The following is a 25452-nucleotide window of genomic DNA, read 5'->3' on the forward strand; positions in this document are numbered from 1 at the left end:
TGCACAGGATCCACCGCAGTAAACAGAAAAGCCCCGGCCCTGTGCCGCCAGAGGCGGCCAGAGCCGGGGCCCTTCTTGTCTGGGGCTACGGGTTGTTCGCCCCGTTGTTGCCGGTTGCGGTCTGGCCGTCCGACTGCGTACCGCCCTGGTTGACGATGTTGCCGTCGGTGCCGTTGCCCCCGGTGGCACCGGAGCCGGTGCCACTGCCGCCGTTGCCGCCGGTGGCGGTGCCGTTGGTGGCCGTGGATGGAGTGCCCCCGCCGCCGTCGTTGCCGAAGGCGTCGAGCCGGCTCGACCCGGCCTTGCCGCCGGTACCGCCGTCGAGGCCGTCACCGCCCTTGCCGCCGGTTGCCACACCGTTCGCGACGTTGCCCGGGTCACCGCCGGTGGCGATGCTGGCCTTGCCACCGTCACCGCCGGTGCCACCGTTGCCGGCCTCGTCGGTGGTGGCGTCCCCGCCGTTGCCGCCGGTCGCGATGCCGCTGGCCGTTCCGCCCGGACCACCCAGCGTGCCGCCGTTGGTCACCTTCGAGCTCTGGATGTCCGCACTGCCGCCGTTACCGCCGTGACTTCCCTCGCCGGTGGCGTTACCGCCGTCACCGCCGGTGGAAGTGCCATAGGAGCTGCCGCCCGCAGCACTGCCCTGCCCGAGCTCACCGGACTCCAGCTCACCCCAGGCGCCGTTGCCCCCGACACCACCGTCGGTACCGGTACCGCCGTTGCCGCCCTGTGCGATCGCGTCGTTGCCGCCGCCGATGCCGCCCCCGGCGTTGTCGACGACCAGGTAGCCCGCCCCACCGTCACCGCCGGTGCCGTTGTCCCCGGTGCCACCGCTGCCGCCGGTGGCGGTGCCGGTGATGGTGCTGTATGCACCCGTCGCCGAGGCAACCGCCTCACCGCCGCTACCGCCGGTGCCACCGTTCAGTGCCGTGCCACCGGCGCCGCCGGTGACGGTGGTCTGGTCGATGATCGCGCCGTCGGTCGCGACGATGCTCGCCGCACCTCCCGCACCGCCGGCGCCGCCGTCGCTGCCCACACCGGCATTGCCGCCGGTCGCGTGACTGTTGGTGATGGCGCTGCCGGCTCCGGTCGCGGTCAGGCTGGCCGCACCCCCGTCGGCGGTTGCGCTGGCGTCACCGCCGGTGACGGTGCTGTCGGAGATGCTGCCGCCGTTGCCGACGGTCACCGTGGCGCCGCCGCCGACGTGGTCGCCGACATTCTGGCCGCTGGCCACCGTGACGTTGCTGACCGCGCCACCGCCATTGTTGATCAGTGAGTTGTCCGCGCCGTCTTGACCGTTGACACCGCCTGCGCCGCCGTCGGTTCCGTCACCGCCAGAGATGTGGGCTCCATCGATGGTGCTGCCCTCACCATCGGCCACGATCACACCGGAGCCGCCGTTTCCACCGTTGCCGCCGACGCCGGTGGTGCTGCCCGCCGCGCCGTTGCCGCCGTTTCCGCCGCTCGCGGTGCTGTCGGTAACGGTGCCGCCGTTGCTTTCGCCGACGATGGCGCCACCGCCGCCGCCACCGCCGCCACCGCCTTGACCCGCGGTCTGGCCGTCGGCGACCCCGCCGGCACCGCCGCTGCCGCCGTTTCCGCCGGTCGCGCCGTCGCCGATCCCGACGCCGCTGGCGCCCGCGCCACCGGCGCCGCCGTTACCGGCGGTGCCGGTGCCGGAGGTGCCGCCGTTCCCGCCGGCACCGCCGTGTCCACCGTCGAAGCTGCCGGTGTTGCCGTTGCCGCCGGAGCCGCCGTTGCCGCCGTGGCCGGCACCGCTGGCGGCGCCACCGTCACCGCCGGTGCCGCCGGAGCCGCCGGTGCTCAAGCCCACGTCCGGTAGAGCACCGACGACCGGTGCGCCGGTGCCCCCATTGCCACCGCTGCCACCATTGCCGGCCTGGCCGTCCTCGGAGGTGCCACCGGCGCCGCCGTTGCCACCGTGACCGCCGGCCAGCGTCCCGTTCTGACCGATGTTGCCTTGGCCGGTGGTGTTGCCGCCATTGCCACCGTTGCCGCCGTTGCCGGCGGTTTGGTCACCGGTCGCGTTGGCACCCGCCCCGCCGTCGCCGCCATAGCCGCCATGACCGGAACCTTCGCCACCGGCACCGCCAACACCACCGTTGCCGCCGGTGTTGTTGCCACCATCGGCGGTGCTGGTCACCGCACCGCCGGTACCACCTTTACCACCGGTGCCGCCGTAGACACCCTGGCCACCGGTGCCGCCGGAACCACCGTTGCCGGCCTGGTAGCCGGTGCCGCCGTTCCCGCCGCTGCCGCCGGAGCCGCCGACGCCGGTGGCGTCCTCGTGGGCCGGGCTCAGACCGTTGCCGATGAAGTCACCGGTGTTGATGTCGGTGGGCGCGTTGCCGCCGACGCCGCCGGCCCCGCCGTCACCGCCGTTGCCGATCTGGCCGATGCTGCCGGCGGTGCCGTCGGTGTGGCCGTCGCCGCCGCCCTGGCCACCGGTTCCGGCCGTCGCGCCCGCCGCTCCGCCGTTGCCGCCGTTGCCGCCGGCGCCCGCCTCGCCGCCATTGGGCGGGGTGGGGGCCGGCGACGGGGACACGCTCGAGCCGTTGGCTCCGCTGCCGCCTTCACCGCCGACGCCGCCGTTGCCACCCTTGCCGCTGTTGCCGCCGTTGCCGCCGTTGCCGTTGGTCGCCGAACCACCGTTGCCGCCGACACCACCGTTGCCGCCATTGCCGGCGTTGCCACCGGCGCCTGCTGCCACAGCCGTGTCGTTCGAATCCGCGCCGCGACCGCCGGTGCCGCCCGTGCCGCCGACACCACCGGCACCACCGTTACCGCCGTTGCCCGAGACCGATCCGCCGTTCCCGCCGACACCACCGGCGCCACCGTTGCCGCCGACGGCGCCGTCACCGCCGGCCGTGGCCGGGTCTTGACTGTCGAAACCGGCCGCGCCCTGGTCGCCGTTGCCGCCGGCCCCGCCGTTACCGCCGTTGCCATGGCTGCCACCGTTACCACCGGCGCCGCCGGTACCGCCGGACACGCCCGTGCCACCGATTCCGGCGCCACCGGCACCGCCGTCACCGCCGTTGCCCGACACCGTGTCCGGCAGCGCTCCGTCGGCGCCGGCCGCACCCGCGGTGCCGGGCGCGCCGCCGAAGGGACCAGCGCTGACACCGGCCGCGCCGCCCGCACCGCCGGCGCCCACCTCACCGAGGTTGCCGCCGGCACCACCGGCGCCACCGGCACCGCCGCCGACAACCTCGTCGCCGACCGCCTCAGTTGCGAATTCCGGAGCGCTACCACCACCGGCGCCACCGTTTCCGCCGGCGCCACCGTTGCCGGCAAGGCCCGAGCCACCGCCAACGCCACCGGCGCCACCATTGCCCGCTGCACCCGAGGGGTGCACGCCGAAGAAGCCGCCGCCGCCGCCATTGCCGCCTGCACCACCGGCGCCAGCGGCGCCGCCGGAGCCGGCGTTACCGCCGCTTCCGCCCGCGCCGCCCTTACCACCCGGGTCACTGGCGGGAACGAGCGCGGCGGGCACGACCTCGGGCCCGTTGTTCACATCGCCGTTGCCACCGGAGCCACCGTTCCCACCATTACCACCGACACCGCCGTTGCCGCCGATGCCACCGTTGCCGCCTGCACCGGAGTTACCGAACAGGCCAGCGGCCCCACCGTTACCGCCGACGGCCCCGTTACCACCGGCAAACCCATCGCCACCGTCGCCGCCGTTGCCGCCGTCGACTCCGTCAGCTCCGGTACCGCCCACCGGGCTCAGACCGTCCGCACCCACGGATCCGTTGGTCCCAGCCGCACCGTTTCCGCCGTTTCCGCCGGTGCCACCGTTGCCGCCGTTACCGAAGAAGAACCCACCGGCGCCGCCGATGCCACCCACTAAGCCGTCCGTGCCGGCCGCGCCGATGCCGTCGATGCCGAAGGCACCCGCGCCCCCGTCGCCGCCGTTGCCCATAAGGGAGCCGCCGGCCCCGCCGCTGCCGCCCACCAGGCCGAGCCCGATGCCGCTGCCTCCGTCACCACCGTTTCCGAGCATGCCGGCGTTGCCGCCGTCGAGGGTGAACGTCGAGCCGGCAGCGAAGTTGTAGGTGCCGTTCTCAATGTCGGCCAGCGTGACCTCGTTGCCATCAGCGTCGAGCAAGACGCTGCCGTTCGCGGCGAGTACGTCGCCGTCGGCATCGACGATCGACCCGCTGCCGCCGTCACCGAACAGGAATCCACCGGCACTCGCCGCGTGGTAAACCAGGTCGCCGTCCGCGTTGAAGTCCACGTAGGCGTTGGCACCGTTGGCGAAGATGCCGTCGAGGTGCAGGCCGCTGCCGATCAGGAACTGACCGATGTCATACAGCGGCTGGTAGATGATCATGTTGATCGAGTTGGCCACCAGCTCGTTGAGGGCCTGCAGCGGGTCGGTGCCCGCCGCCGTGCCGGCCAGGTCGCCGCCAAACGCGTCGAATCCAAGCCATTCAAGCCCCGACGTGTCAGCCGCGGGCGGCTCGATCCAGCTGAACAAGTCATCGAACAGGCCGTCGAGCCCGTCAGCGCTGGCCGGCGCGGCCGTGAGTGGCGTCATGCCGAAGGCCAGGAACGCACCCACAGCGCTGGTGGCGCCCACGGCGCGGCGAACTCGGCTAGTTGCAGTCTTGGTAGCGGAGCGGTGTGACATGAGATCTCCCCGGGGCAGATTAGCTCTTGACTGTTGACAGGGACGTAAATTGCTTATCCGGCGTTAAGGTAACAGACCTTTTTTAAATTCGGCAACCAATTGCGGCAAATAGAAGTCGTGCACGCTCCGCCTGCAACCCTGTGACCAGGCACTTTGCGTAGAAAGAAGTCTTATCGAGAGGACTTTGGTGCGACAATAAGGAGTGTTATGTCCATTTTCTGGTCCACCGGAAACGGACGGCCGGCGTTTTGCCTGCGTTGCTAGCAAAGTCGCGATAAGGGTGCTTGTTTGCAAGCAGCACCGTTCCGACCACGGGCTAACGGGCAATTCGAAGGCCCGCGCGCCAGGATCGGGTGGTAGCTGCGCCGGCAACACCGGGCGATCCACGAGCCTGAGAACCAGGCACTGCGGTAGCCATGGGCGACTCAGGTGTCCGTTGGGCGCGACCTACGCGTACGGAACCCAGCGCTTCGTAGGTTCAGGCGGCACCGAAAAAACGACTGCGGCCCGGACTTTCGACCGGGCCGCAGTCGTCGCAGCTGCGCGGAATCATGACTCCCTAGGGGATGTGCTTGTCTTCGCCGTTGGCACCGTTCACGCCGTTGGCCTGACCGTTGCTGCCGTTGCCGCCAGTGACATGAGCATTGTTGATGCCGAATCCGTTGGCGGTGATGGAAGCAGAGCCGCCGTTGCCCCCGTTGCCGCCGGTACCGGTCAGACTGCCTGCACCACCGTCCCCGCCCTTGCCGCCGACCGCGGTGCTGGTGGTCACGGTGCCGCCGTTGAGCTGGTTGAAGATGCCGCCGCCGCCACCGCCGCCGCCACCGCCGCCGAGCCCGGAGGTCTTGCCGCTGGCAGCCGCACCGCTGCCGCCGTTGCCGCCGGCGCCACCGGTCGCGCCGTTGCCGCCGATACCGCCACCGTTGGCGCCCGCGCCACCATAGCCACCGGCTCCGGCGCTGCCGGTACCGCCGTCGATCACACCGCCGCCGCTACCGCCGACGCCGCCCCGGCCGCCGGTGAAGCTACCCGCGCCGCCCGCACCGCCGGCACCGCCGCGGCCAGCGAGGCCGCCGACAGTCGCACCACCCGCACCCCCGGCGCCGCCCGTGCCGCCGGTGGTCAACACCGGGTTCTCGGCGTCGTTGCCGGCCGGTGCACCGGAACCACCGTTGCCGCCGGTACCGCCGACACCGGCCCTGCCGTTCTCGGAGCTACCACCGACACCGCCTGCGCCGCCGTTGCCACCGGTCAGCGAGCCGTCACCGATGTTGCCGACACCAGTGGTGTCGCCACCCGCGCCGCCGGTGCCACCGTTACCGCCGACGGTGTCGTTGCCGGTCGCGGCGGCGCCCGCACCACCCTGGCCGCCGATACCACCGTGAGCCGAGCCTTGGCCACCGGTTCCACCGGTGCCACCATTACCGCCGGTGCCCGTGCCGCCGTCGGCCTGCGCGGTCAGCGCGCCACCGGTACCGCCGTTACCACCGGTGCCGCCGGTGATGCCTACGCCGCCGGTGCCGCCCTTGCCGCCGGTGCCGGCCGCGTAGCCGGTGCCCCCGGTTCCGCCGTTGCCGCCGTTGCCGCCGTTCGCGGCATAGAAACCGCCATTGGCGGCCGCGTTGCCGCCGTCACCGCCCGCGCCACCGGAGCCACCGTTACCGAGGTTTCCGATCAAGCCATAGGTGCCGTCGGTGCCGCCACCGCCACCCTTGCCTCCCACCCCGGCCAGAGCGCCGCCTTGGCCGCCCTTACCACCCGTACCACCATCGCCGCCGTTGCTGGTCCCACCGTCGGCACCGTGGCCGCCCCTACCGCCGACGCCACCGTCACCGCCGCGGCCCTGGTTGCCGCCGTTTCCGCCGTTGCCGTTGACCGCCGCACCACCGTTGCCGCCGCTGCCGCCCGTGCCTCCGTCGCCGGCGTTGCCGCCCCTGCCGCCGGCCACACCCTGGGTCTCCGAATCTGCGCCCCGGCCACCGGTGCCGCCCGTGCCGCCCACACCGCCGGCACCACCGTTGCCGCCGTCGCCGGCAATCGAACCGCCGGCACCGCCGAGCCCGCCCGCACCGCCGTTGCCGCCGACGGCGCCGGTGCCGCCGGGTGTGGTCACGTCGTAGCTGTCGTACCCGGCCGCGCCCTGGCCGCCATTACCACCCACGCCGCCGTTGCCGCCATTGCCGTGGTCGCCGCCGGCGCCACCGTTACCGCCGTCACCGCCGGCCACACCCGTGGCGCCGATCCCGGCGCCACCAGCGCCACCGTTACCGCCGTTGCCGGTTGCGGTGGGCAGCGTGCCGTCGGCGCCGTCCTCGCCCGCGGTGCCGTGCGGTCCACTGAAGATGGTTCCCGGGCTCACCCCGGCTGCGCCACCCTTGCCACCTAGACCAACCGCGCCCAGGTTGCCGCCCTGGCCGCCGTCGCCGCCTCGCCCGCCGCCGACGGTCACGTCATCGTCAGCGGCACGGGCAAACTCGAACGCTCGATCGCCACCGGCACCACCCGCGCCACCGTTGCCACCGTTGCCGGCTTGCCCGGAACCGCCGCCAGCACCACCGGCACCGCCGTTACCCGCGGCCCCAGAGGTGTGGATGCCGAAGAACCCACCGCCACCACCGTTACCGCCGGCGCCGCCCACGCCGCCGGCCCCACCGGCGCCGGCGTTACCACCGTTTCCGCCCGTGCCACCGTCGCCGCCCGGGTCGCTGGCGACGGCCTGAATGCCGATGACGGGGCCGTTGTTCAGGTCGCCGTCGCCGCCGGCACCGCCGTTACCGCCATTGCCGCCGACTCCCCCGGCGCCACCAACACCGCCATTACCGCCGGCCCCGGAGTTTCCGAACAGGCCGGACGCACCACCGTTACCGCCGGCGGCACCGTTGCCACCGGCAAAGCCGTTGGTGCCGTCGGTGCCGTTGCCTCCGTCGAAGCCGGTGGCGCCGCTGCCGCCCTTGGGACTCAGACCCGTCGTGCCCGCATTTCCGTTCGTGCCGGCCGCGCCGTTTCCGCCGTTGCCGCCGACGCCACCGTTGCCGCCGTTTCCGAACAGGAAGCCGGCCGCGCCACCGGCACCACCCGCCAGGCCGTCCGTGCCGCCTGCAGCGACGCCGTTGACTCCGAAGGCGCCCGCGCCGCCGTCGCCGCCGTTGCCCATCCAGGTACCGCCGGCGCCACCGTCGCCGCCTGCCAGGCCGAGCAGCAGGCCGCTGCCACCGTCGCCGCCGTCGCCGAGCATGCCGGCGTTGGCGCCGTCGAGGCTGACAGTCGAACCCGGAATGAACTGGTACGTGCCGTTTTCGACGTCGGCCCAGGTGATGTCGTCGCCATTGGCGTTCTGCAGGACGGCGCCACCGGCGCCGAGCAGCTCACCGTCGGCGTTGACGAACGTGCCGCTACCACCGTCACCGAAGAGGAAGCCACCACCGGTCGCAGCGTGGAAGACCAGACCGCCGTCACTGTCGAGGCTGACGTAGGCGTTGGTGCCGTTGTCGAAGACGCCATCGATCTGCAGACCGCTGCTGATCAACGACTGACCGATGCTGTGCAGCGGTTGGTAGATCACCGTATTCATCGTGGTGGCGACCAGTTCGTTAAGACCCTGCAGCGGGTCGACGGCGGCCGCCGAGCCGGCCAGGTCACCGCCAAACCACGCCCCGAGGTCCAACCAGTCGAACGCCGAGGTGTCGGCGGGGGACGGGTCGATCCAGCTGAACAGATCGTCGAAGAAGCCGTCGGCACTGGCCGGCGCCGCGGTCAGCGGTGTCATGCCGAACGCGAGGAACGCACCCACCGCGCTGGTGGCGCCCACGGTGCGACCAAGGCGACTCTTCCTGCTTTTAGCGACCGAGCGGTGCGACATGACTTCCCCTAAGGCGAGATGAGCTGGTGACGGAACACGCAAAATGCTTAGCGTGCGATAAGTTAACAGAGGCGCCACAGGGTGGTAATCAATTCCGCCGATACGCCGCGTCAAGGGCCATGCAGCGCGGGCAACCTGGAGATATGCGTAGAAATGAGTCTTATCCAGAAGACATCGGTTCGTATATGGGGAGTTTTTACGACTCGCTTTACACCCGGCCCTGGGCTAAGAACTGTGCGTTACCTAGGATGACTGAGTCTTACCAATAAGCCTGGGCTGGCAAAGCCTCAGGCTGCCCTAGCCTCCATCTAGATGTTCGCCTCGCACGCATCCGCGCAGCGTTGCGGGTAGCCGCTCAGCGCGAAGCTCGACGGAGGAGAGCCGAAGCTCGGACCGCGCGAGGAGCCCGCGGTTCAGCGAGGCTCGAGCCCAGCGCCCCGCGGGTCAGGCGATCAGGTCAGCCAGGCCCAAGTCGGTGAGCACCGCATCGAATCCGTCCGGGGTCAGCCCGGCGTCGACAGCGCCCACGGTGAACGCATCGTCGAGGCTCCCCGGGGCGACAACCTCATCGATGCCGCCCGGGTGGAAGACATCGGCCAGGCCGAAGATGCCGGCCTCGCTGGAGCTGGGGTCGAGCAATTCACCGGTAAGCCAGTTACGGGTCTCGTACCACTCCACCATGTTGTCGAACAGGTCCTTTAGGGCGTCGCCGGCCGTGCCCAGCAAGGTGATGGTGTCCTCGACACCCTGCCAGCCCTCGGTGAGCACCAGCAGAGGCGCACCGACCAGCAGCGTCAGCGGGATGACGAAGAACAACTCGCCGAGCGCCTCGAGGCCGATTACCACTGGGAACCACGGGGTTCCCGGGTCGTCCAGAATCGGGATGATCCAGTTCAATCCGGTCAAAGTGCCGATGATGTCCATGAGGCTGGAGTCGGAGGACAGCGCCGTCAACTCGACCGGGGTGAAGACGGCGGCTGGCGGGAGAGCCACGGGGGACGCCGCGGCAGGGATGGGCGTGACGCCGCCGGCCGTAAACGCGACCACACCAGCGGTCGCAACGCTGGCGATGGCCCGAGAATATCCGTTCGACGCAGTCCACATAGGGACTGAGTGTATTGCAGTGCAACGGAATTTTCGAACCCAAAACTGAACACTGAGATGAAATCGTTTGCGACCCGTGGGCAGTGATTTGCGGCGTTGCTCATCCGGGCGACCAGTCACGTCCACCGGGCTCAAACGGCAACTGCGACAAGGTATTTAGCCGGTATCGCGGCTAGTGTCGCCGCGCGGGATTCGCGCACACGCAACGCATGCGCGGTGGCCGCACTTTTAATCCGGCACGGCGGTCCCCATGCATCAAAAGAAACACCCCGCACGATTGTGCGGGGTGTTTCTTTTGCGTTGTCCGAACTACCGGGATTAACCCTCGATGACCGGCGGCTGCGGAGCGGTACCGGGGGTACCGGGCTGGCCGGCGGTTCCGTTGCTCTCGGCGTCCGGTCCTGCGCCAGCGGCGCCACCGGCGCCTGCGGCACCGCCCTGGGCGTCGGCACCCGGGGTCGTGCCGGCGCCACCGTTCGGGTTCTCCGGGTCACCCAGCTCCGGGACCACGGCGTTGCCGCCGTTGCCGCCGTTGCCGCCGTTGCCACCGTGGACGTCGCCGGAGCCACCAGCGCCACCGTCGCCACCGGCGCCACCCTGGATGCCGTCGATCGGGCCCGAGGAGTTGTCGTTGGACTGGGTCTCCTGGCTCGGGTCGCCCCAACGGATAGTGCTGCCGTCGCCGCCGTTACCGCCGGCACCACCGTCGCCACCGATACCGCCGGTGCCATCGGTGTTGGCCAGGCCAGCGCCGCCGGCGCCACCGGCGCCACCAGCACCACCGTTGCTACCGCCCGCGTAGGGGTCGCTGCCGCCGTTGCCACCGTTACCACCGGCACCGCCGTTGGCACCGAAGCCGCCGGCACCACCCGCGCCACCGGTACCGGCCGCGCCCTGCGGACCGAAGGTGCCGGAACCGGCCGGACCCTCGATGGCCGTGCCCACGGTCACGTTCGCGATGTCGCCGCCGGAACCGCCGTTACCGCCCTTGCCGCCGTCGCCGATGTGGCCATCGGTGCCGTTGGCCGCGCCCTGACCGGCCGCACCACCGTTGCCGCCGGCACCGCCGGCACCGCCGTCACCGGGCGTTCCGTAGAACCCGTGGACCTCGTCGTGAGACGAGTGCTGGTTGACCGAGCCGTTGCCGCCGTTGCCACCGTTGGAGCCGGCACCGCCGACACCGCCGTTGCCACCGTTGCCGGCGGTTCCGCCGCCGTTGCCGCCGGCACCGCCGTGTCCACCCTCAGCACCGACGCCACCGTTCTGGCCGGGGATGGCGGGGGCGTCGACGGTGTCCTGTCCGTCGGCACCGTTGGTCGCGGCGGAGGCGTTACCACCGTTACCACCGTTACCACCGTCGCCATCGACACCGGCCGCACCGTTGTTGGCGCCTTCGCCACCAGCGGCACCACCGGCAGCCGCAGCACCACCGTTACCGGCGTTGCCGCCGTTGCCGCCGGCCATACCGTTCGCCCCGGCGCCGTTCACCGCGAGGCCGTCTGCACCGACACCGCCGTCGCCACCGCGACCGCCGTTACCACCGAGGCCACCGTCACCGTTGGCACCAGCCACACCCGCGACGGAGCCAGTCCCGGCTGCGCCGCCGACGCCGCCAGCGCCACCGAGGGCACCGTTGCCGCCGTTGCCGCCGTTGAAGCCGTCGCCGGAGCCTTCGTCGGCGAAGCTGCCGTTCGCACCGGTCACACCGTCGCCACCGTTACCGCCGATACCACCGGCGCCGGCCGCACCACCGTTGCCCGCAGCACCGGGGGTGTGCACACCGAAGAAGCCGCCGGCGCCACCGTTACCGCCGACACCACCGTTACCGCCGACACCACCGACACCGGCGTTGCCACCGTTGCCGTCCTCGGTGTCCGCACCAGCAGCGCCCGCACCGCCGGCGCCACCGACGCCGCCGACACCACCGGTGCCACCGGCACCGGAGTTACCGAACAGGCCGGCCACACCACCGTTGCCGCCCGCGCCGCCGTTGCCCGCAACGCCACCGGCCTGACCGATGCCACCGGCAGCGCCGGTACCACCGATGCCACCGGTACCACCAGCGCCACCGTTGCCGATCAGGAAGCCACCGTCACCACCGACGCCACCGGCGAAGCCGACCGCACCGATGTCACCGATGCCGCCGGTACCACCAGCGCCACCGTTGCCCATCAGGAAGCCACCGGCACCGCCGTCGCCACCGAGGCCGAAGAAGTTGCCGCCGTCGCCACCGTTGCCGATCAAGCCGGCGTTGCCGCCGTTGAGGTTGAAGTCGTTCGAAGCGAACGAGTAGGTGCCGTTCTCGATGCCCGCGAGCGTGACAACGTTGTCGTTCTCGTCGAGCAGGACCTCGCCGTTGGCGCCGAGCACTTCACCGTCAGCGTTGAGGAACGCACCGCTGCCGCCGTCGCCGAACAGGAAGCCACCCGCGGAGGCGGCGTTGTAGACCAGGTCGCCGTCCTCGTTGAAGCCCACGTAGGCGTTGTCGCCGTTGTCGAAGACACCGTCGATACGCAGGCCCAGGTCGTTGATCAGGAACTGGTTGATGCCGTAGATCGGCTGGTAGATCAGCGTGTTGAGGGTGTTGGCCACCAGCGTGTTGAGGCCATCGAGCGGGCTCGCGGCCGCTGCGCCGGCCAGGTCACCGTCAAACGCGCTGAAGCCCAACCAGTCAAACCCGGAGGTGTCGGCAGCCGACGGCTCGATCCAGCTGAACAGGTCGCCGAAGAAGTCCTCGAAATCAGCGCTGGCAGGCGCCGCCGTGACCGGCGTCAAGCCGAACGCAAGGAATGCGCCTGCGGCACTGGTGGCGCCCACGGCGCGACTGAGGCGACGAGTCCTACTCTTGGCGGCAGATCGGTTCGACATGTTTTCCCTTCAGGTGAGGATTAGCTATTGGCGGCTGACAGGGTCGTAAATTGCTAAGCCGCCGTTAAGGTAACAGAGGGGCAGCAACTCAGGCAACCGAGCCGACATCAAGAACCTGGCAGGTAGTTGAAATGCCCGTGAACAGTTTGTTTACCGAAGTTGCCACGGGTTTAGTTGGACACGTGTCTAAATATGAAACGGATCACAGCAAATCGCAATATGCTCATGCTGAGCGGAAAACTGTGAAACGCGTAGGTTTTCTGTCATGTTTCCGCAGGTCAAGCTTGTGCACCTTGGTTCACTAGAGCGGTCTGGCGGCCCGTTGAGCGTCCTGCGAGACGCGAGTCGCTGTCGTCACCGTTGCGGCCGTGGCCGGCTGTCGGGCGCAGTTGCTGATTAGGATTCGCGGGTGGCCGAGATAACACCGCGCCCCCTGCAGTTGTCGACGCAGGTATGGCGATTCCTTGTCACCGGGGCACTGTCGGCGGTCGTGGATTTCGGGCTGTATCTGCTGCTGTACCTGGGGGCAGGCGTTCCGGTCGACATAGCCAAGGCGATCAGCTTCGTTGCCGGCACCACCACCGCCTATCTGATCAACCGGCGATGGACCTTCCAGTCCTCATCCCATGCCGGGCGGTTCGTCGCGGTCATGGCGCTCTACGCGCTGACGTTCGGCGTGCAGGTGGGAATCAACCATCTATGCCTGCAGCTACTCGATTACCAGCGGTGGGCGCTGCCGGTGGCGTTCGTGGCGGCGCAGGGCACGGCGACCGTGATCAATTTCGTCGTACAGCGGACGCTGATCTTCCGGGCGCGCTAACTCAGGCCAGGGCGACCGCAGGGCCGGCATCAGCGCCGGTGGTGCCGGTGGTCCCCTCGCCACCGGCACCACCGTTCCCTCCGACGCCCCCGAGGTCTTGCTGGCCGACCGAACCAGTCAGGCCCATCAATTCGCCGCGGCCATCCGCCAGCCCGTCGAGACCATTGCCGATCAAGTCACGCTCTCTCAGCAGGGTCGCAAAATCATTGATCGGGTCCAGCCACGCGGCGTTGCCCGGTTCGGCGATCTGATCCGGGGTGACCCGCCAGGCCGGCAGGGACTCGTCCGCCTGGTAGAGCATCGACGGGTCCGCGTCGACAGCAAAGCAGTCGCGCCCAACGACGGCGGTCTGCCGCATCCCGCGGATCGCGCCCAAGAGCGCCTCGGTGGAACCCCCCAGGGTGTCGAACGTGACGCTGCCGGTGCAGCCGCGTGCGTTGAGATCGCCGAAGAACTTATCGATCACATCCGCCTGTGCGGTCGGCTCGAGATCCAACCGGGTCAAGGCGAACGCCGGGAACGTGCCGACCGCACTACCAGCGCCGACGATCCGCTGGGCGCGACGCCCATTGGAACGGCCCGACCGACCGGACATGCCAACCCCCACCCAGCGAAAGATAACCGCTACTAACTTGGCGATCACACTAATGGCATCCTTCGCTTAGTCAACACCGGCTCTAGCAGACGGACCGTGCTGCCCCATAGATGTCGTGGCGACCCCGGCAGCCGTCCCATCTGGGCTAATCCCGATTTGATGCACTAATTACCGGGCTCCAGCTGCCGCAATTTCCGACGATGCCGGCCCCTATCCCCGTGTGGGCACTGCTGAAGAGGGCGCCACCCGGCAGCCGACGGGCAAATAATCTCAGTAAACTTTGAGCTAGTTCGGGGGCCGGCAGCGGTATCGGCACGCCCCGCGGCCCGGTCGACAGACCGGGCCGCGGCGATGTGATGAGGGGAACTACGGCTTGTCCGCGCCGTTGTTGCCGGTCCACTGCACCCCGTCACTGCTCTGGCCAGCACCATTGATCTTCTCGTTGGACTGGCCATTACCACCGGTGTTGCCGGGGCCGGTACCGGCGCCGCCGCTGCCGGCCTGGAGGTCACCGTTGGTGTACGAACCGGCGCTGGCGGGGTTATTCGGCCCGCCCGGACCGGTCGCACCGACGTGGACGTATCCGGCTGTGCCGCCCTTTCCGCCGTCGATACCGGCGCCGCCGGTTCCGCCGGCCACCGTGTTGTCAGTGGCTATGGCACCCTCGCCCAGCGCGGTGATCTGCGTCGACGCACTGGCGGCACCGCCGCCTGTGCCGCCGTTGATGCCCTCACCACCGGTGGCACCGGTCGCCGAGCCGCTGGCCTCCGCATCGGCACCGTCGGCGATGATGCTGGCCTTGCCGCCGTTGCCACCGGTCCCGCCACCGAGCGCACCGGTGCTGGCGTTACCGCCGTCACCGCCAGTGGCCGTACCGTGCGCGGTCCCGCCGTTGCCGCCGGCATGACCGCTGGCGCTGTTGATGACACCGGTTGCGCCGTTGCCGCCCGTGCTGCCGACACCGGTGGCGGTGCCGCCGCTACCACCGGTGGCCGTGCCGTACGACAGGCCACCCTGGCCGGTGGCCTCGACTTCACCGAAGGCACCGTTGCCGCCCTTGCCGCCGTCGTAGCCGGCGCCGCCGTTACCGCCGATCGCGGTCGCGTCGTTGCCGCCGCCGACGGTGCCGCCGGCGTTGTCAACCACCAGGTAGCCCGCCCCTCCGGTTCCACCCTGGCTGCCATCTCCGTCACCAACGCCGCCGGTCCCACCATTTGCGGTACCGGAGATGGTGCTGCCGGTGCCGTTGGCATCGGCGATAGCCACACCGCCGGTGCCACCCTTACCGCCGTCTGTGCCATTACCGCCGGCTCCACCGGTGACCTCGGTGCCGGCGATTTGAGCACCGTTGGTGACGATGAGGCCACCGGAGCCGCCGGCACCCCCTTGGCCGCCGTTGGCGTCACCGGTGCCGGCGTCACCACCGCGGGCCGTGCTGTTGGTGATGGAGCTGTCGGCCCCATCGGCAGTCACCGAGGCGTCGCCGCCGGCAGCCCCCGTCGTGGCGGCCGTGCCGATGGCGTGTCCATCGGAGATCGCGCCACCGTTAGTCGCCTGCACCAGGCCGTTACCGCCCGCGGCACCGGCGGCACCGTTACCGCCGGTGGCGCTGCTGTCGGTGACGTTGATGCCGGCGTCGGCCGCGTCGGGTCCGTTGATGGCGTGCCCGATCCTGCCTTCGCCACCGGCGCCGCCGTTGAGGCCGCCGGCACTGTCACCACCGTTGCCACCGGTGGCCGAGCCGTTCGCGATGACGCCGCCGTAGCCGCCCGCGCTGATCCGGCCGGTTCCGCCGGCACCACCGGTGTGACCCGCGCCGTTGAGTGTGGTGCCGGTGCCGCCGTCGCCGCCACGGGCTACGCCGGTGACACTGCCACCGCCACCGTTCTGCATGTCGGCGCGGATCTGCGCGTCACCGCCGATACCGCCGGTGCTGCCCACGCCCACGCCGTCACCACCGTTGCCGCTGATCGCGGTGCCACCGGCGTGCGCGTTCTCGCCGAATGCGGCGATCTGCGCGTAGTAGGTGTAGCCGCCGCCGGTGCCGCCGTCGAGGCCGTCACCACCGTTGCCGCCGGTGACCACACTGTTCGCGTCGACCGTGGCGCCGTCGCCGGCGGCGTAGATCCGCCCGCCGGCCCCGGCACCGCCGTGCCCGCCGTGGCCCGCGCCATCAGCGGTGGCGTTGCCGCCGTTGCCGCCGGTCACCGTGCCGGCGGCCGAGCCACCGTCTTGGTAGTAGGCGCCGGTGGAGATGCGGGCCGAGCCGCCGTCGCCACCGATGCTGCCGCCCCCGGTGGCGGTTCCACCGTTGCCGCCGACGGTCGCACCCGTGACGTCGCCACCGGCATGAGCGGTGTGCGCGTTGTCCTGGTAGATGGTCCACAGCGTCGACTCACCGCCGACGCCACCCCGGCCCCCGTCGACGCCGGCACCACCGTTACCACCGGTGGCCGTGGCGTCGTGGACGCTGCCGTCCAGCTGAGACACCACCTGTGCAGCACCGCCCGCGCCGCCGACACCGCCATTGGCATCACCGGCACCGGCGTTACCGCCCGTCACAGTGACGTTGGTGACGTGGCCGCCCAGCCGGTCAACCCCCGGCGCCGGGGTCGCCAGCGACGGAAGGGTCCCACCTGCCGTGATGACGGCGGCGCCACCGCGGGCGCTGTCCGAGCCGTCGCCACCGGTCACGTGACTGTTGTCGACGTGGCTGCCGTCGGTGGCCAGAATCGTTCCGGCACCGCCGTCGCCACCGCTCCCGCTGCCCGCCTTACCGCCGGTAGCGCTGCTGTCGACCACCGAAGTGGTTGCTCCGTCTGCGGAGATGGAGGCCGATCCACCGGTCGCGGCATCGTTGCTGTCGCTGCCGGTCGCCGCACTGCCGGTGATGGTGGCGCCGTTGGTGGCCTGCACCAGTGCGGTCCCGCCGTTGTGGCCGGCGCCGCCGTCACCGCCGGTGGCGCTGCTGCCGGTGATGGTGTCACTGCCGCTGGTCACGGTGTTCGGGTTGCCGGCGAAGACCTGCGCCCGGCCGCCGACGCCGCCGTTGACGCCGTTGGCGCTGTCGCCGCCGTTGCCGGCGGTCGCGGTGCTGTTGGCGATGGCGTCGTTTTCGGCATTGGTCTGTACGTAGGCCTGGCCGCCGTTGCCGCCGTTGTTGCCGGCGCTGCCCGCGCCACCGTCACCGCCGACGGCATGGCCGTCGGTGATGGTGCTGTTCTCACCGAGCGCCCGCACCCAGCCGATGGCGCCGTCGCCGCCCCGGCTGCCAACGCCGTCGCCGGTGCCGCCGTTGCCGGCCTGGCCGGTGCCACTGGCCTTGGCGCCGTCGGTCAGCGCTGAGACCTGGCCGTTCTGGCCGTTACCGCCGACGCCACCGTTCAAACCGTCACCACCATTGCCGCCGTGGCCGGTGCCGCTGGCTTCGGAGCCCTGGCCGCCGGCCAGGATGCTGCCGTAGCTGCCGTTGCCGCCGGTGCCGCCGCCGGTGGCGTTGCCGCCGTGACCGGCGATCGCCGTCCCGTGCGCTGTGCCACCGGGTCCACCGTTGGCGCCGGCACCAGCGTTGGGAGCCACCTTGGCGCTGGTGACATCGGCGTTGCCGCCCTTGCCGCCCTGACTGTCGGCGTCGGTGGCGTTGCCGCCGTTGCCCCCGGTGGCCTGGCCGTAGGACGTGCCGTCCTGACCGGCGGTGACGTGCCCCAGGCCGCCGGCACCACCGGTACCGCCGTTGGTGCCGTCGCCGCCGGTGCCGCCGGTGCCGGTGCTGATGCCGGACGGGTCGTCCACGTCGCCGGTGATCTGGCCGCCGTTGGTGGCATCCAGGTAGCCCGTGCCGCCGGCACCGCCGATACCGCCGTCGCCGATACCGCCGTCACCGCCGACGGCGAGACCACCGGTCACCGAGCTGCCAGCCCCATCGGCCAAGACATAGCCCACACCGCCGGCACCACCGGTGCCGCCGTTGGTGCCATGGCCACCGGTACCGCCCACCGCGATGGTGTCGGTGATGACACCACCGTTGGTGGCGATCAGATAGGCATCGCCGCCGGCACCGTCCGTGCCGTCGACAGCGAAGGTGGTGAAGCCACCGCGCGCAAAGCCGCTGCCGCCGCTACCGCCGTCACCACCGGTGACGTGGCTGTTGGTGGTGGTGCTGCCATCGTCGGCGGTGATCGACGCGGCTCCGCCGCCCGCCGTGGTAGACGCGTTGCCACCGGTCGCCGAGCTCGATTCGACCGTGCTGCCGTTGCTAGCGGTTATGCCGGCGGCTCCGCCAGCACTCCCAGCAGCACCGTTGCCGCCGGTGACGTGACTGTCGGTGATGTGGTCATTACCAGTGCCCGGGTTGGCGCCTTCAGCCCCGACAAAGTTCGTCGCGCGGCCGCCGTTGGCGCCGTTGACGCCATCAGCGCTGTCGCCACCTCGCCCACCGATCGCCGAACTGTCGGTGCTGGTGCTGTTGTCCGAGTTGGCCTGTACGTAGGACGTGCCGCCATTGCCGCCGGTCAGCCCATCGCTACCCGTACCGCCATTGCCACCGCTCGACTGGGCACCGGTGACCGTGGAGTCTTCGCCCACAGAGCGGACCCAGCCCAGCCCACCGTCGCCGCCCGTGCTGCCCACGCCGATGCCGTCGCCACCGCTGCCGCCGTAGGCTTCGCCGTCCGCCTTGGCGCCGTCGGCCAGCGCCGACACCTGACCGCCGATACCGTTGCCGCCGGTACCACCGTCGAGGCCATCACCACCCGAGCCGCCGACCGCGATGCCTGAGGCTTCTGAGCCGGCACCGCCCGCCATAATCGCACCGTTGCGGGCGATGCCACCGGTACCGCCGCCGGTCGCATTGCCACCGGCACCGCCCGTCGCAGTGCCGGACGCGGTGCCACCGTTTCCGCCCAAACCACCGGGTTGTCCGTCACTCCAGGCCGCCTGGATACCACCGAGGCCCCCGGCACCGCCGACACTGCCGACGCCCGTGGCACTGCCACCGACCCCACCGGTCGCCGTGCCGGACGCGTCACCGCCGGTCCCGGAGCCTTCCAGGCCGGCATAGACCGCCCCGGCACCGCCGGCACCACCAACGCCGCCATCGCTACCGGTACCGCCGCTGGCGCCAGTGATGGTCGCGTCGTGGACGAGGCCACCCTGCCCTGCGCTCGCATACCCGCCACCACCGGCACCACCCGTGCCGCCGGCGCTGCCGGCGCCGCCGACACCACCGGTGACGATGGCGTTATCAACGCTGCCACCCGAGTTGGCCTCGACCGTCGCGCCACCACCGACGCCGCCGGCACCACCGTTGGCATCTCCTGCCCCGGCGTTGCCGCCGGTCGCCGAGCTGCCCACAACGGTGCTGCCCGTCCCGTCAGCGGTGATGCTCGCCGCGCCACCGGCCGCACTCTCGCTGGCGTTGCCGCCGGCGGCCGAGACCGTGTCGATGACAGCGCCGTCAGTCGCGGTCACGCTGGCGCTGCCGCCGGCACCGCCCGAACCGCCGTTACCACCGGTGACCGTGGCGTTGGTGACCTTGCTGTTCGCGCCGTCAGCGACAATTGCCGCCGCGCCGCCGTCGAAGCCGTCGCCGGCGTTGCCGCCGGTCACTGTGCTGCCAGCGACACTGCCGCCGTTGGTGACCAGTAGCGAGGCGCCGCCACCAAGGGCGTTTTCGCTGTCTAGCCCGCTAGACACCGTGGTGTTTTCGATGGAGCCGCCGTCGGCAGCGATCAGCGAGTTGCTGGCACCGTCCTCGCCGACAACACCGCCCTGACCACCGTTGCCGCCGTTGCCGCCATCGACAGTGCCGTCGGTGATGGTGCTGCCCGGGCCGTCGGCGTGGATGGTCGCACCTCCGCCGGTTCCGCCGTGACCGCCGGCCGCGACCGTGCTGCCAGCGCCCCCGTCGCCGCCCTTACCACCGGTGGCAGTACCGGTAGCGGTACCGCCGTTGGTGCCACCCACATAGGCACCGCCACCGCCACCACCGCCGGCACCGCCGAAGCCGGCATCCGCGCCGGCGCTGAGGGCACCGCTACCGCCGACACCACCGGTGCCGCCGATCGCGCCAGCACCAATGCCGGCGCCGGTACCGCCGGCACCGCCGTCACCGCCCTTACCGGCCGCTCCGCCATCGACAGCCGCACCACCGGCACCACCGGTGCCGCCGATACCACCGGCTTGGCCGAGCAGCCCATCGCTGCCGACACCATCGCCGTCGCCACCCTTGCCGCCGTTGCCGCCGTCGCTGGTCGCGCCCGACGTCGTGCCAGCCGCACCGTCGACGCCTGCCGTTCCCGCACCAGTACCGGCGGCACCGCCGCCACCTACCGCGCCACCGGCGGCGCCGTTACCACCGTTACCGCCGGCGCCGGCGGTGTCTCCGCCACCTCCGCCGGCGCCATCACCACCGGTGCCGGCCGTTCCTGCGTTGCCGCCGTCGCCTCCGACGCCACCATTGCCGTTGACGAGGCTGCCGTTACCCCCGGTGCCGCCCTCGCCGCCGGCGCCACCCGTTCCGGCGTTGCCGCCATTACCGCCGGAGTTGTCTCCGCCGGTGGCGCTGAAGCCTTCGCCGCCGTTACCACCAGAACCACCGGTACCGCCTTTGCCTCCGGTGCCACCGACATTGCCGGTTCCGCCCGCACCGCCGGTGCCACCGACCCCACCGGCGCCACCGTGGCCGCCGTTGGGATCCCCGTCGACTCCGGCCAGACCGTTGAAGCCCTGACCTCCGACGCCTCCGGCACCACCGTTACCGCCGTTGCCCTGGGCGGCGTGGCTGCCGTCGGTCTGCAGGCCACCCTGGCCGCCGTTGCCGCCGGCTCCACCGTTGCCGCCGGCCGTGCCGTCGACGTTGACCACGTCACCCGCGGAGCCCGCAGCGCCGTCCTTACCGTCGCCGCCATTACCGCCGACACCGGCGGCGCCGTCCGCGGCGTGACCGCCGCCGACCAGGAGACCACCCTTGCCGGCGTTGCCGCCGAGGCCACCGTCACCACCGGCCGTACCAGCCGCAGCAGCACCATCGGAGGCCGCGTCATACCCGGCGCCACCTGCGCCTCCGTCGCCACCCTTACCGGCGGTGCCGTTCGCACCCGACGCGGCCTGGACGCCACCACCGGAGACACCACCGGCGCCACCAGCACCGGCGTTACCACCATTGCCACCGTTGCCACCGGCACCACCGTCGGGGTTAAGCGCGCTACCGGCCGCACCGATCGCGCCGTTGGCGCCATCGGTGCCCGAACCACCCTTGCCACCGACACCGCCGGCGCCGTGGGTGCCGGCCGTCGAACCCGTACCGGCAACACCACCGTTGCCGCCTACCCCGCCATTGCCGCCCGACGTACCGGCCGCCGCACCAGCACTGACCGCGTCATACCCGGCACCACCGGCACCACCAGCACCACCGTTGCCGCCCTTACCCGACGCCGCATGGCTGCCATCGATCTGCAGACCACCCTGGCCACCGTTGCCACCGTTACCGCCGGAAGTGCCGGCCGTACCGTCGACGCTGCCTGCGGTACCCGCCGTACCAGCAGCACCCGCCTTACCCGAGCCACCATTACCGCCGACACCAGCGGTGCCGTCCGCGGCACGACCACCACCGACCTGCAAGCCACCCTGCCCGGCGTTACCACCGACACCACCATTGCCACCCGAGGTACCCGCGGCGGCACCGGCGTCGCTCGCGGCGTCATACCCGGCGCCACCGACACCACCATTGCCGCCCTTACCGGCCACACCGTTGGCGCCCGACGCGGCCTGGACCCCGCCACCAGAGACACCACCGGCGCCACCAGCACCGGCGTTACCACCATTGCCACCGTTGCCACCGGCACCACCGTCGGGGTTAAGCGCGCTACCGGCCGCACCGATCGCGCCGTTGGCGCCATCGGTGCCCGAACCACCCTTGCCACCGACACCGCCGGCGCCGTGGGTGCCGGCCGTCGAACCCGTACCGGCAACACCACCGTTGCCGCCTACCCCGCCATTGCCGCCCGACGTACCGGCCGCCGCACCAGCACTGACCGCGTCATACCCGGCACCACCGGCACCACCAGCACCACCGTTGCCGCCCTTACCCGACGCCGCATGGCTGCCATCGATCTGCAGACCACCCTGGCCACCGTTGCCACCGTTACCGCCGGAAGTGCCGGCCGTACCGTCGACGCTGCCTGCGGTACCCGCCGTACCAGCAGCACCCGCCTTACCCGAGCCACCATTACCGCCGACACCAGCGGTGCCGTCCGCGGCACGACCACCACCGACCTGCAAGCCACCCTGCCCGGCGTTACCACCGACACCACCATTGCCACCCGAGGTACCCGCGGCGGCACCGGCGTCGCTCGCGGCGTCATACCCGGCGCCACCGACACCACCATTGCCGCCCTTACCGGCCACACCGTTGGCGCCCGACGCGGCCTGGACCCCGCCACCAGAGACACCACCGGCGCCACCAGCACCGGCGTTACCACCATTGCCACCGTTGCCACCGACACCACCATCGGGGTTCAGCGCACTACCGGCCGTACCGACCGCACCATTGGCGCCGGCGGTTCCGCTACCGCCCTTACCGCCGACGCCCCCGGCGCCGTGGGTTCCAGCGGTCGAACCCGTACCGGCAACACCACCGTTGCCGCCTACCCCGCCATTGCCGCCCGACGTACCGGCCGCCGCACCAGCACTGACCGCGTCATACCCGGCACCACCGGCACCACCCGCGCCACCGTTGCCGCCCTTACCCGACGCCGCATGGCTGCCATCGGCCTGCAGACCACCCTGGCCACCGTTGCCACCATTACCACCGGCGGTACCGGCCGTGCCGTCGACGCTGCCTGCGGTACCCGCCGTACCAGCAGCACCCGCCTTACCCGAGCCACCATTACCGCCGACACCGGCGGTGCCGTCCGCGGCACGACCACCACCGACCAGCAAGCCGCCCAGCCCGGCGTTACCACCGACACCACCGTTGCCGCCGGACGTGCCAGCCGCAGCGGCACCATCGGCTGCCGCGTCATACCCGGCGCCGCCGACACCACCATTGCCGCCCTTACCGGCCACACCGTTGGCGCCGGACGCGGCGTAGTTGCCGCCACCGGAATCACCACCGGCACCACCAGCACCGGCGTTACCACCATTGCCACCATTGCCACCGACACCACCATCGGGGTTCAGCGCACTACCGGCCGTACCGACCGCACCATTGGCGCCGGCGGTTCCCGAGCCGCCGTTGCCGCCGACACCACCAATACCGTGCAGCCCAGAAACCGAGCCGGTTCCTCCCGCGCCACCGTTACCACCGGCGCCGCCGGCGCCACCGTCGCTGCCCGGGGCCGCCCCTGCGCCTACCGCGTCCCACCCGCTGCCGCCCTTGCCACCGGCGCCACCGTTGCCGCCGACACCATCGGTAGCCCGGGAGGTGCCGTCGGCCTCCAGACCGCCCTGCCCGCCGTTGCCACCACGGCCACCGGCTTGACCGGCCGTTCCGTCGATGTGGTTGGCGTTCCCATCGACCCCGTGGGCGCCGTCCTTGCCGTCGCCTCCGTTACCGCCGATCGCGGCGACGCCGGAGGTTGCGCGCGATCCGTCGGCTTCCAGGCCGCCTAGGCCCGCGTTACCGCCGGCGCCACCGTTGCCGCCGGCCGTGCCCGCAAGCGCGCCGGGGTCCGTGGCCGCGTCGTAGCCGTTGCCACCGACGCCGCCGTCGCCGCCCTTGCCGGCCGAACCGTGGGTGCCCGACGCGGCGTGGTTACCGCCACCGGAATCACCACCGGCGCCACCGACACCGGCGTTACCACCATTGCCGCCGTTGCCGCCCGCGCTGCCGTTCATGGTCGATGCCGTGCCCGTGACACCCGCGGCACCGTCGCCGCCGTCGGTACCGGAACCACCGTTGCCACCGACGCCGCCGACACCATGCGTACCGGTAGTGGCGCCGGTTCCGCCGACACCGCCATTGCCGCCCGCACCGCCGTGTCCACCCGAGGTACCCGCCGCCGCACCCTCGGCGAGCGCGTCATATCCGCGGCCACCCTTGGCACCATCACCACCGTTGCCACCGCCGCCTTCGGCGGCGCGCGTCACGCCATCGGCCTCTAGGCCGCCCTGACCACCGTTGCCACCGGCGCCGCCATTACCGCCGGCCGCGCCGTCGTGCGACGAGGCGCTGCCGTCAGCTCCGGCGTAACCCGCTCCCCCGTTACCGCCCCGGCCGCCGGTACCGGCTGTACCGCCGGAACCGCTGGCTGCCTGACCACTGGCACCTTGGCCACCGGCACCGCCCTGACCCGCGTTGCCGCCGGCGCCACCGGTTTGGCCGGCGAACCCGTCAACGTGCGAGGCGTTTCCGTTGGCGCCGTCGGCACCGTCGGCGCCGTCTCCACCGACACCGCCGTTGCCACCGATCGCTCCGTCACCCTGGCCACCCGCGATGCCGGCAGCGCCCGAGTCGGCGAACCAGCCGCCGGCGCCACCCGAGCCGGCCTTACCAGCAGCACCACCGTGACCACCGACACCACCGTTGCCGCCGCTGATCGCGTCAACGTGGCTGACGGTGCCGTCCGCGCCATCAGCGCCGTGGCCACCGACACCACCGGCGGCACCCGTACCACCGGAACCGCCCTTACCGCCGTCACCGAACCAGTTCGATCCGCGGCCACCGGCACCACCGTTGCCGCCGGCGCCACCGTTTTGTCCCGCGCCACCATCGGCGCCGGCCAGCACACCAGCCAGCCCCGCCGCGCCGACCGCACCGTCACCACCGGTACCGCCGGCACCGGCCGTGCTCCATATCGCCCACAGCGCAGCGTCGCCGCCGACACCACCGGCACCACCGTCGCCGCCCGCGGTAACCGCGGTTCCACCGTCACCACCATCGCCGCCGTGGCTCAGCCAGGCGAACCAGCCGGCGGCACCGCCATCGCCACCGGCACCGGTGTCAAACCCGTCTCCGCCGTGGCCACCGTTGCCACCGAACAGGCCACCCTGACCGCCCGCACCGCCGTCGTAGACGCCGCCCGATCCATCGGCGTCCCATCCCGCGCCGCCGCTGCCGTAGATCCAGCCGCCGGCGCCGCCGTCGGGGTTAGCGGCCGTGCCATCGGCGCCGTTACCGAACGGCATCAGCCAGTTGATCTCGCCCCAGTTGAAGGACCCTGCCGCAGAACCCGGCCAGCCGAAGTCTGCCGCCCCGATACCGCTGAGGTTCAGATCAGCCAGCACTGCATCCCAGGTGGCGGTGTCGCCCCACGAATCGAAGACCCCGTCCCAGCTGGCCGAGTCCAAAACGACTCCCCAGGCAGCCTGGTCGCCCCAGTTGACGCTGAGATCCGCGACGGCCGAACCGAGATCCTGACCGAACAGATCCACCCACACGTCTTCGATGTCTGCGTGCGCAGCGGGCGCCGCAGCTAGCGGCCCCAACCCAAACGCGAGAAACGCACTCACTGCAGTTCCGGCGCCGAACGCCCGGCTGCTGCGTCGACCTTTGAAACCGCCCTGACGGTTGCGAGACATGGCACGTGCCCCTTAGCTGAAGATATTGACGG

Annotated in this window: 7 protein-coding genes; 1 reads left to right on the plus strand and 6 read right to left on the minus strand. The window is 71.4% G+C overall.

All coding sequences use genetic code 11. The features are described from left to right. Positions 1-85 precede the first annotated feature (85 nt). From ACKY0X_RS21425 to ACKY0X_RS21440, 4 genes are all read right to left on the minus strand, one after another. Entirely contained in the window at positions 86-4603 is a 4518-nt protein-coding gene (locus ACKY0X_RS21425) for a PE family protein (RefSeq protein ID WP_409427620.1), read from the minus strand. Positions 4604-5213: 610 nt separating this feature from the next. Further along, entirely contained in the window at positions 5214-7889 is a 2676-nt protein-coding gene (locus ACKY0X_RS21430) for a PE family protein (RefSeq protein ID WP_409429732.1), read from the minus strand. Positions 7890-8957: 1068 nt separating this feature from the next. Continuing rightward, on the minus strand, positions 8958-9617 hold the full coding sequence (locus ACKY0X_RS21435) for a hypothetical protein (protein WP_409427621.1): 660 nt from the start codon (positions 9615-9617) through the stop codon (positions 8958-8960). Positions 9618-9935: 318 nt separating this feature from the next. Next, the gene (locus tag ACKY0X_RS21440; protein WP_409427622.1) at positions 9936-12434 is read right to left on the minus strand and encodes a PE family protein; all 2499 of its coding nucleotides are present in this window, start codon (positions 12432-12434) and stop codon (positions 9936-9938) included. A 460-nt stretch (positions 12435-12894) separates the two neighbouring features. Between ACKY0X_RS21440 and ACKY0X_RS21445 the strand changes: the two genes are divergently transcribed. Next, positions 12895-13305 (plus strand): GtrA family protein, encoded by a 411-nt coding sequence (locus tag ACKY0X_RS21445; protein ID WP_409427623.1) that lies wholly within the window; start codon positions 12895-12897, stop codon positions 13303-13305. Between the two features lies 1 nt (position 13306). Here ACKY0X_RS21445 and ACKY0X_RS21450 read toward each other — a convergent pair whose 3' ends face one another. Both ACKY0X_RS21450 and ACKY0X_RS21455 read right to left on the minus strand, forming a co-directional pair. Continuing rightward, positions 13307-13900: a hypothetical protein gene (locus ACKY0X_RS21450; RefSeq protein ID WP_409427624.1), complete on the minus strand. Its 594-nt coding sequence runs from the start codon at positions 13898-13900 to the stop codon at positions 13307-13309. A 366-nt stretch (positions 13901-14266) separates the two neighbouring features. Further along, positions 14267-25420 carry a hypothetical protein gene (locus ACKY0X_RS21455; RefSeq protein WP_409427625.1) on the minus strand — a complete coding sequence of 3718 codons (11154 nt, stop codon included), beginning with the start codon at positions 25418-25420 and terminating at the stop codon, positions 14267-14269. Positions 25421-25452: the final 32 nt, after the last annotated feature.

The organism is Mycobacterium sp. SMC-11, assembly GCF_046250095.1.
GTDB classification, from domain to species: Bacteria; Actinomycetota; Actinomycetes; order Mycobacteriales; family Mycobacteriaceae; genus Mycobacterium; species Mycobacterium heraklionense_A.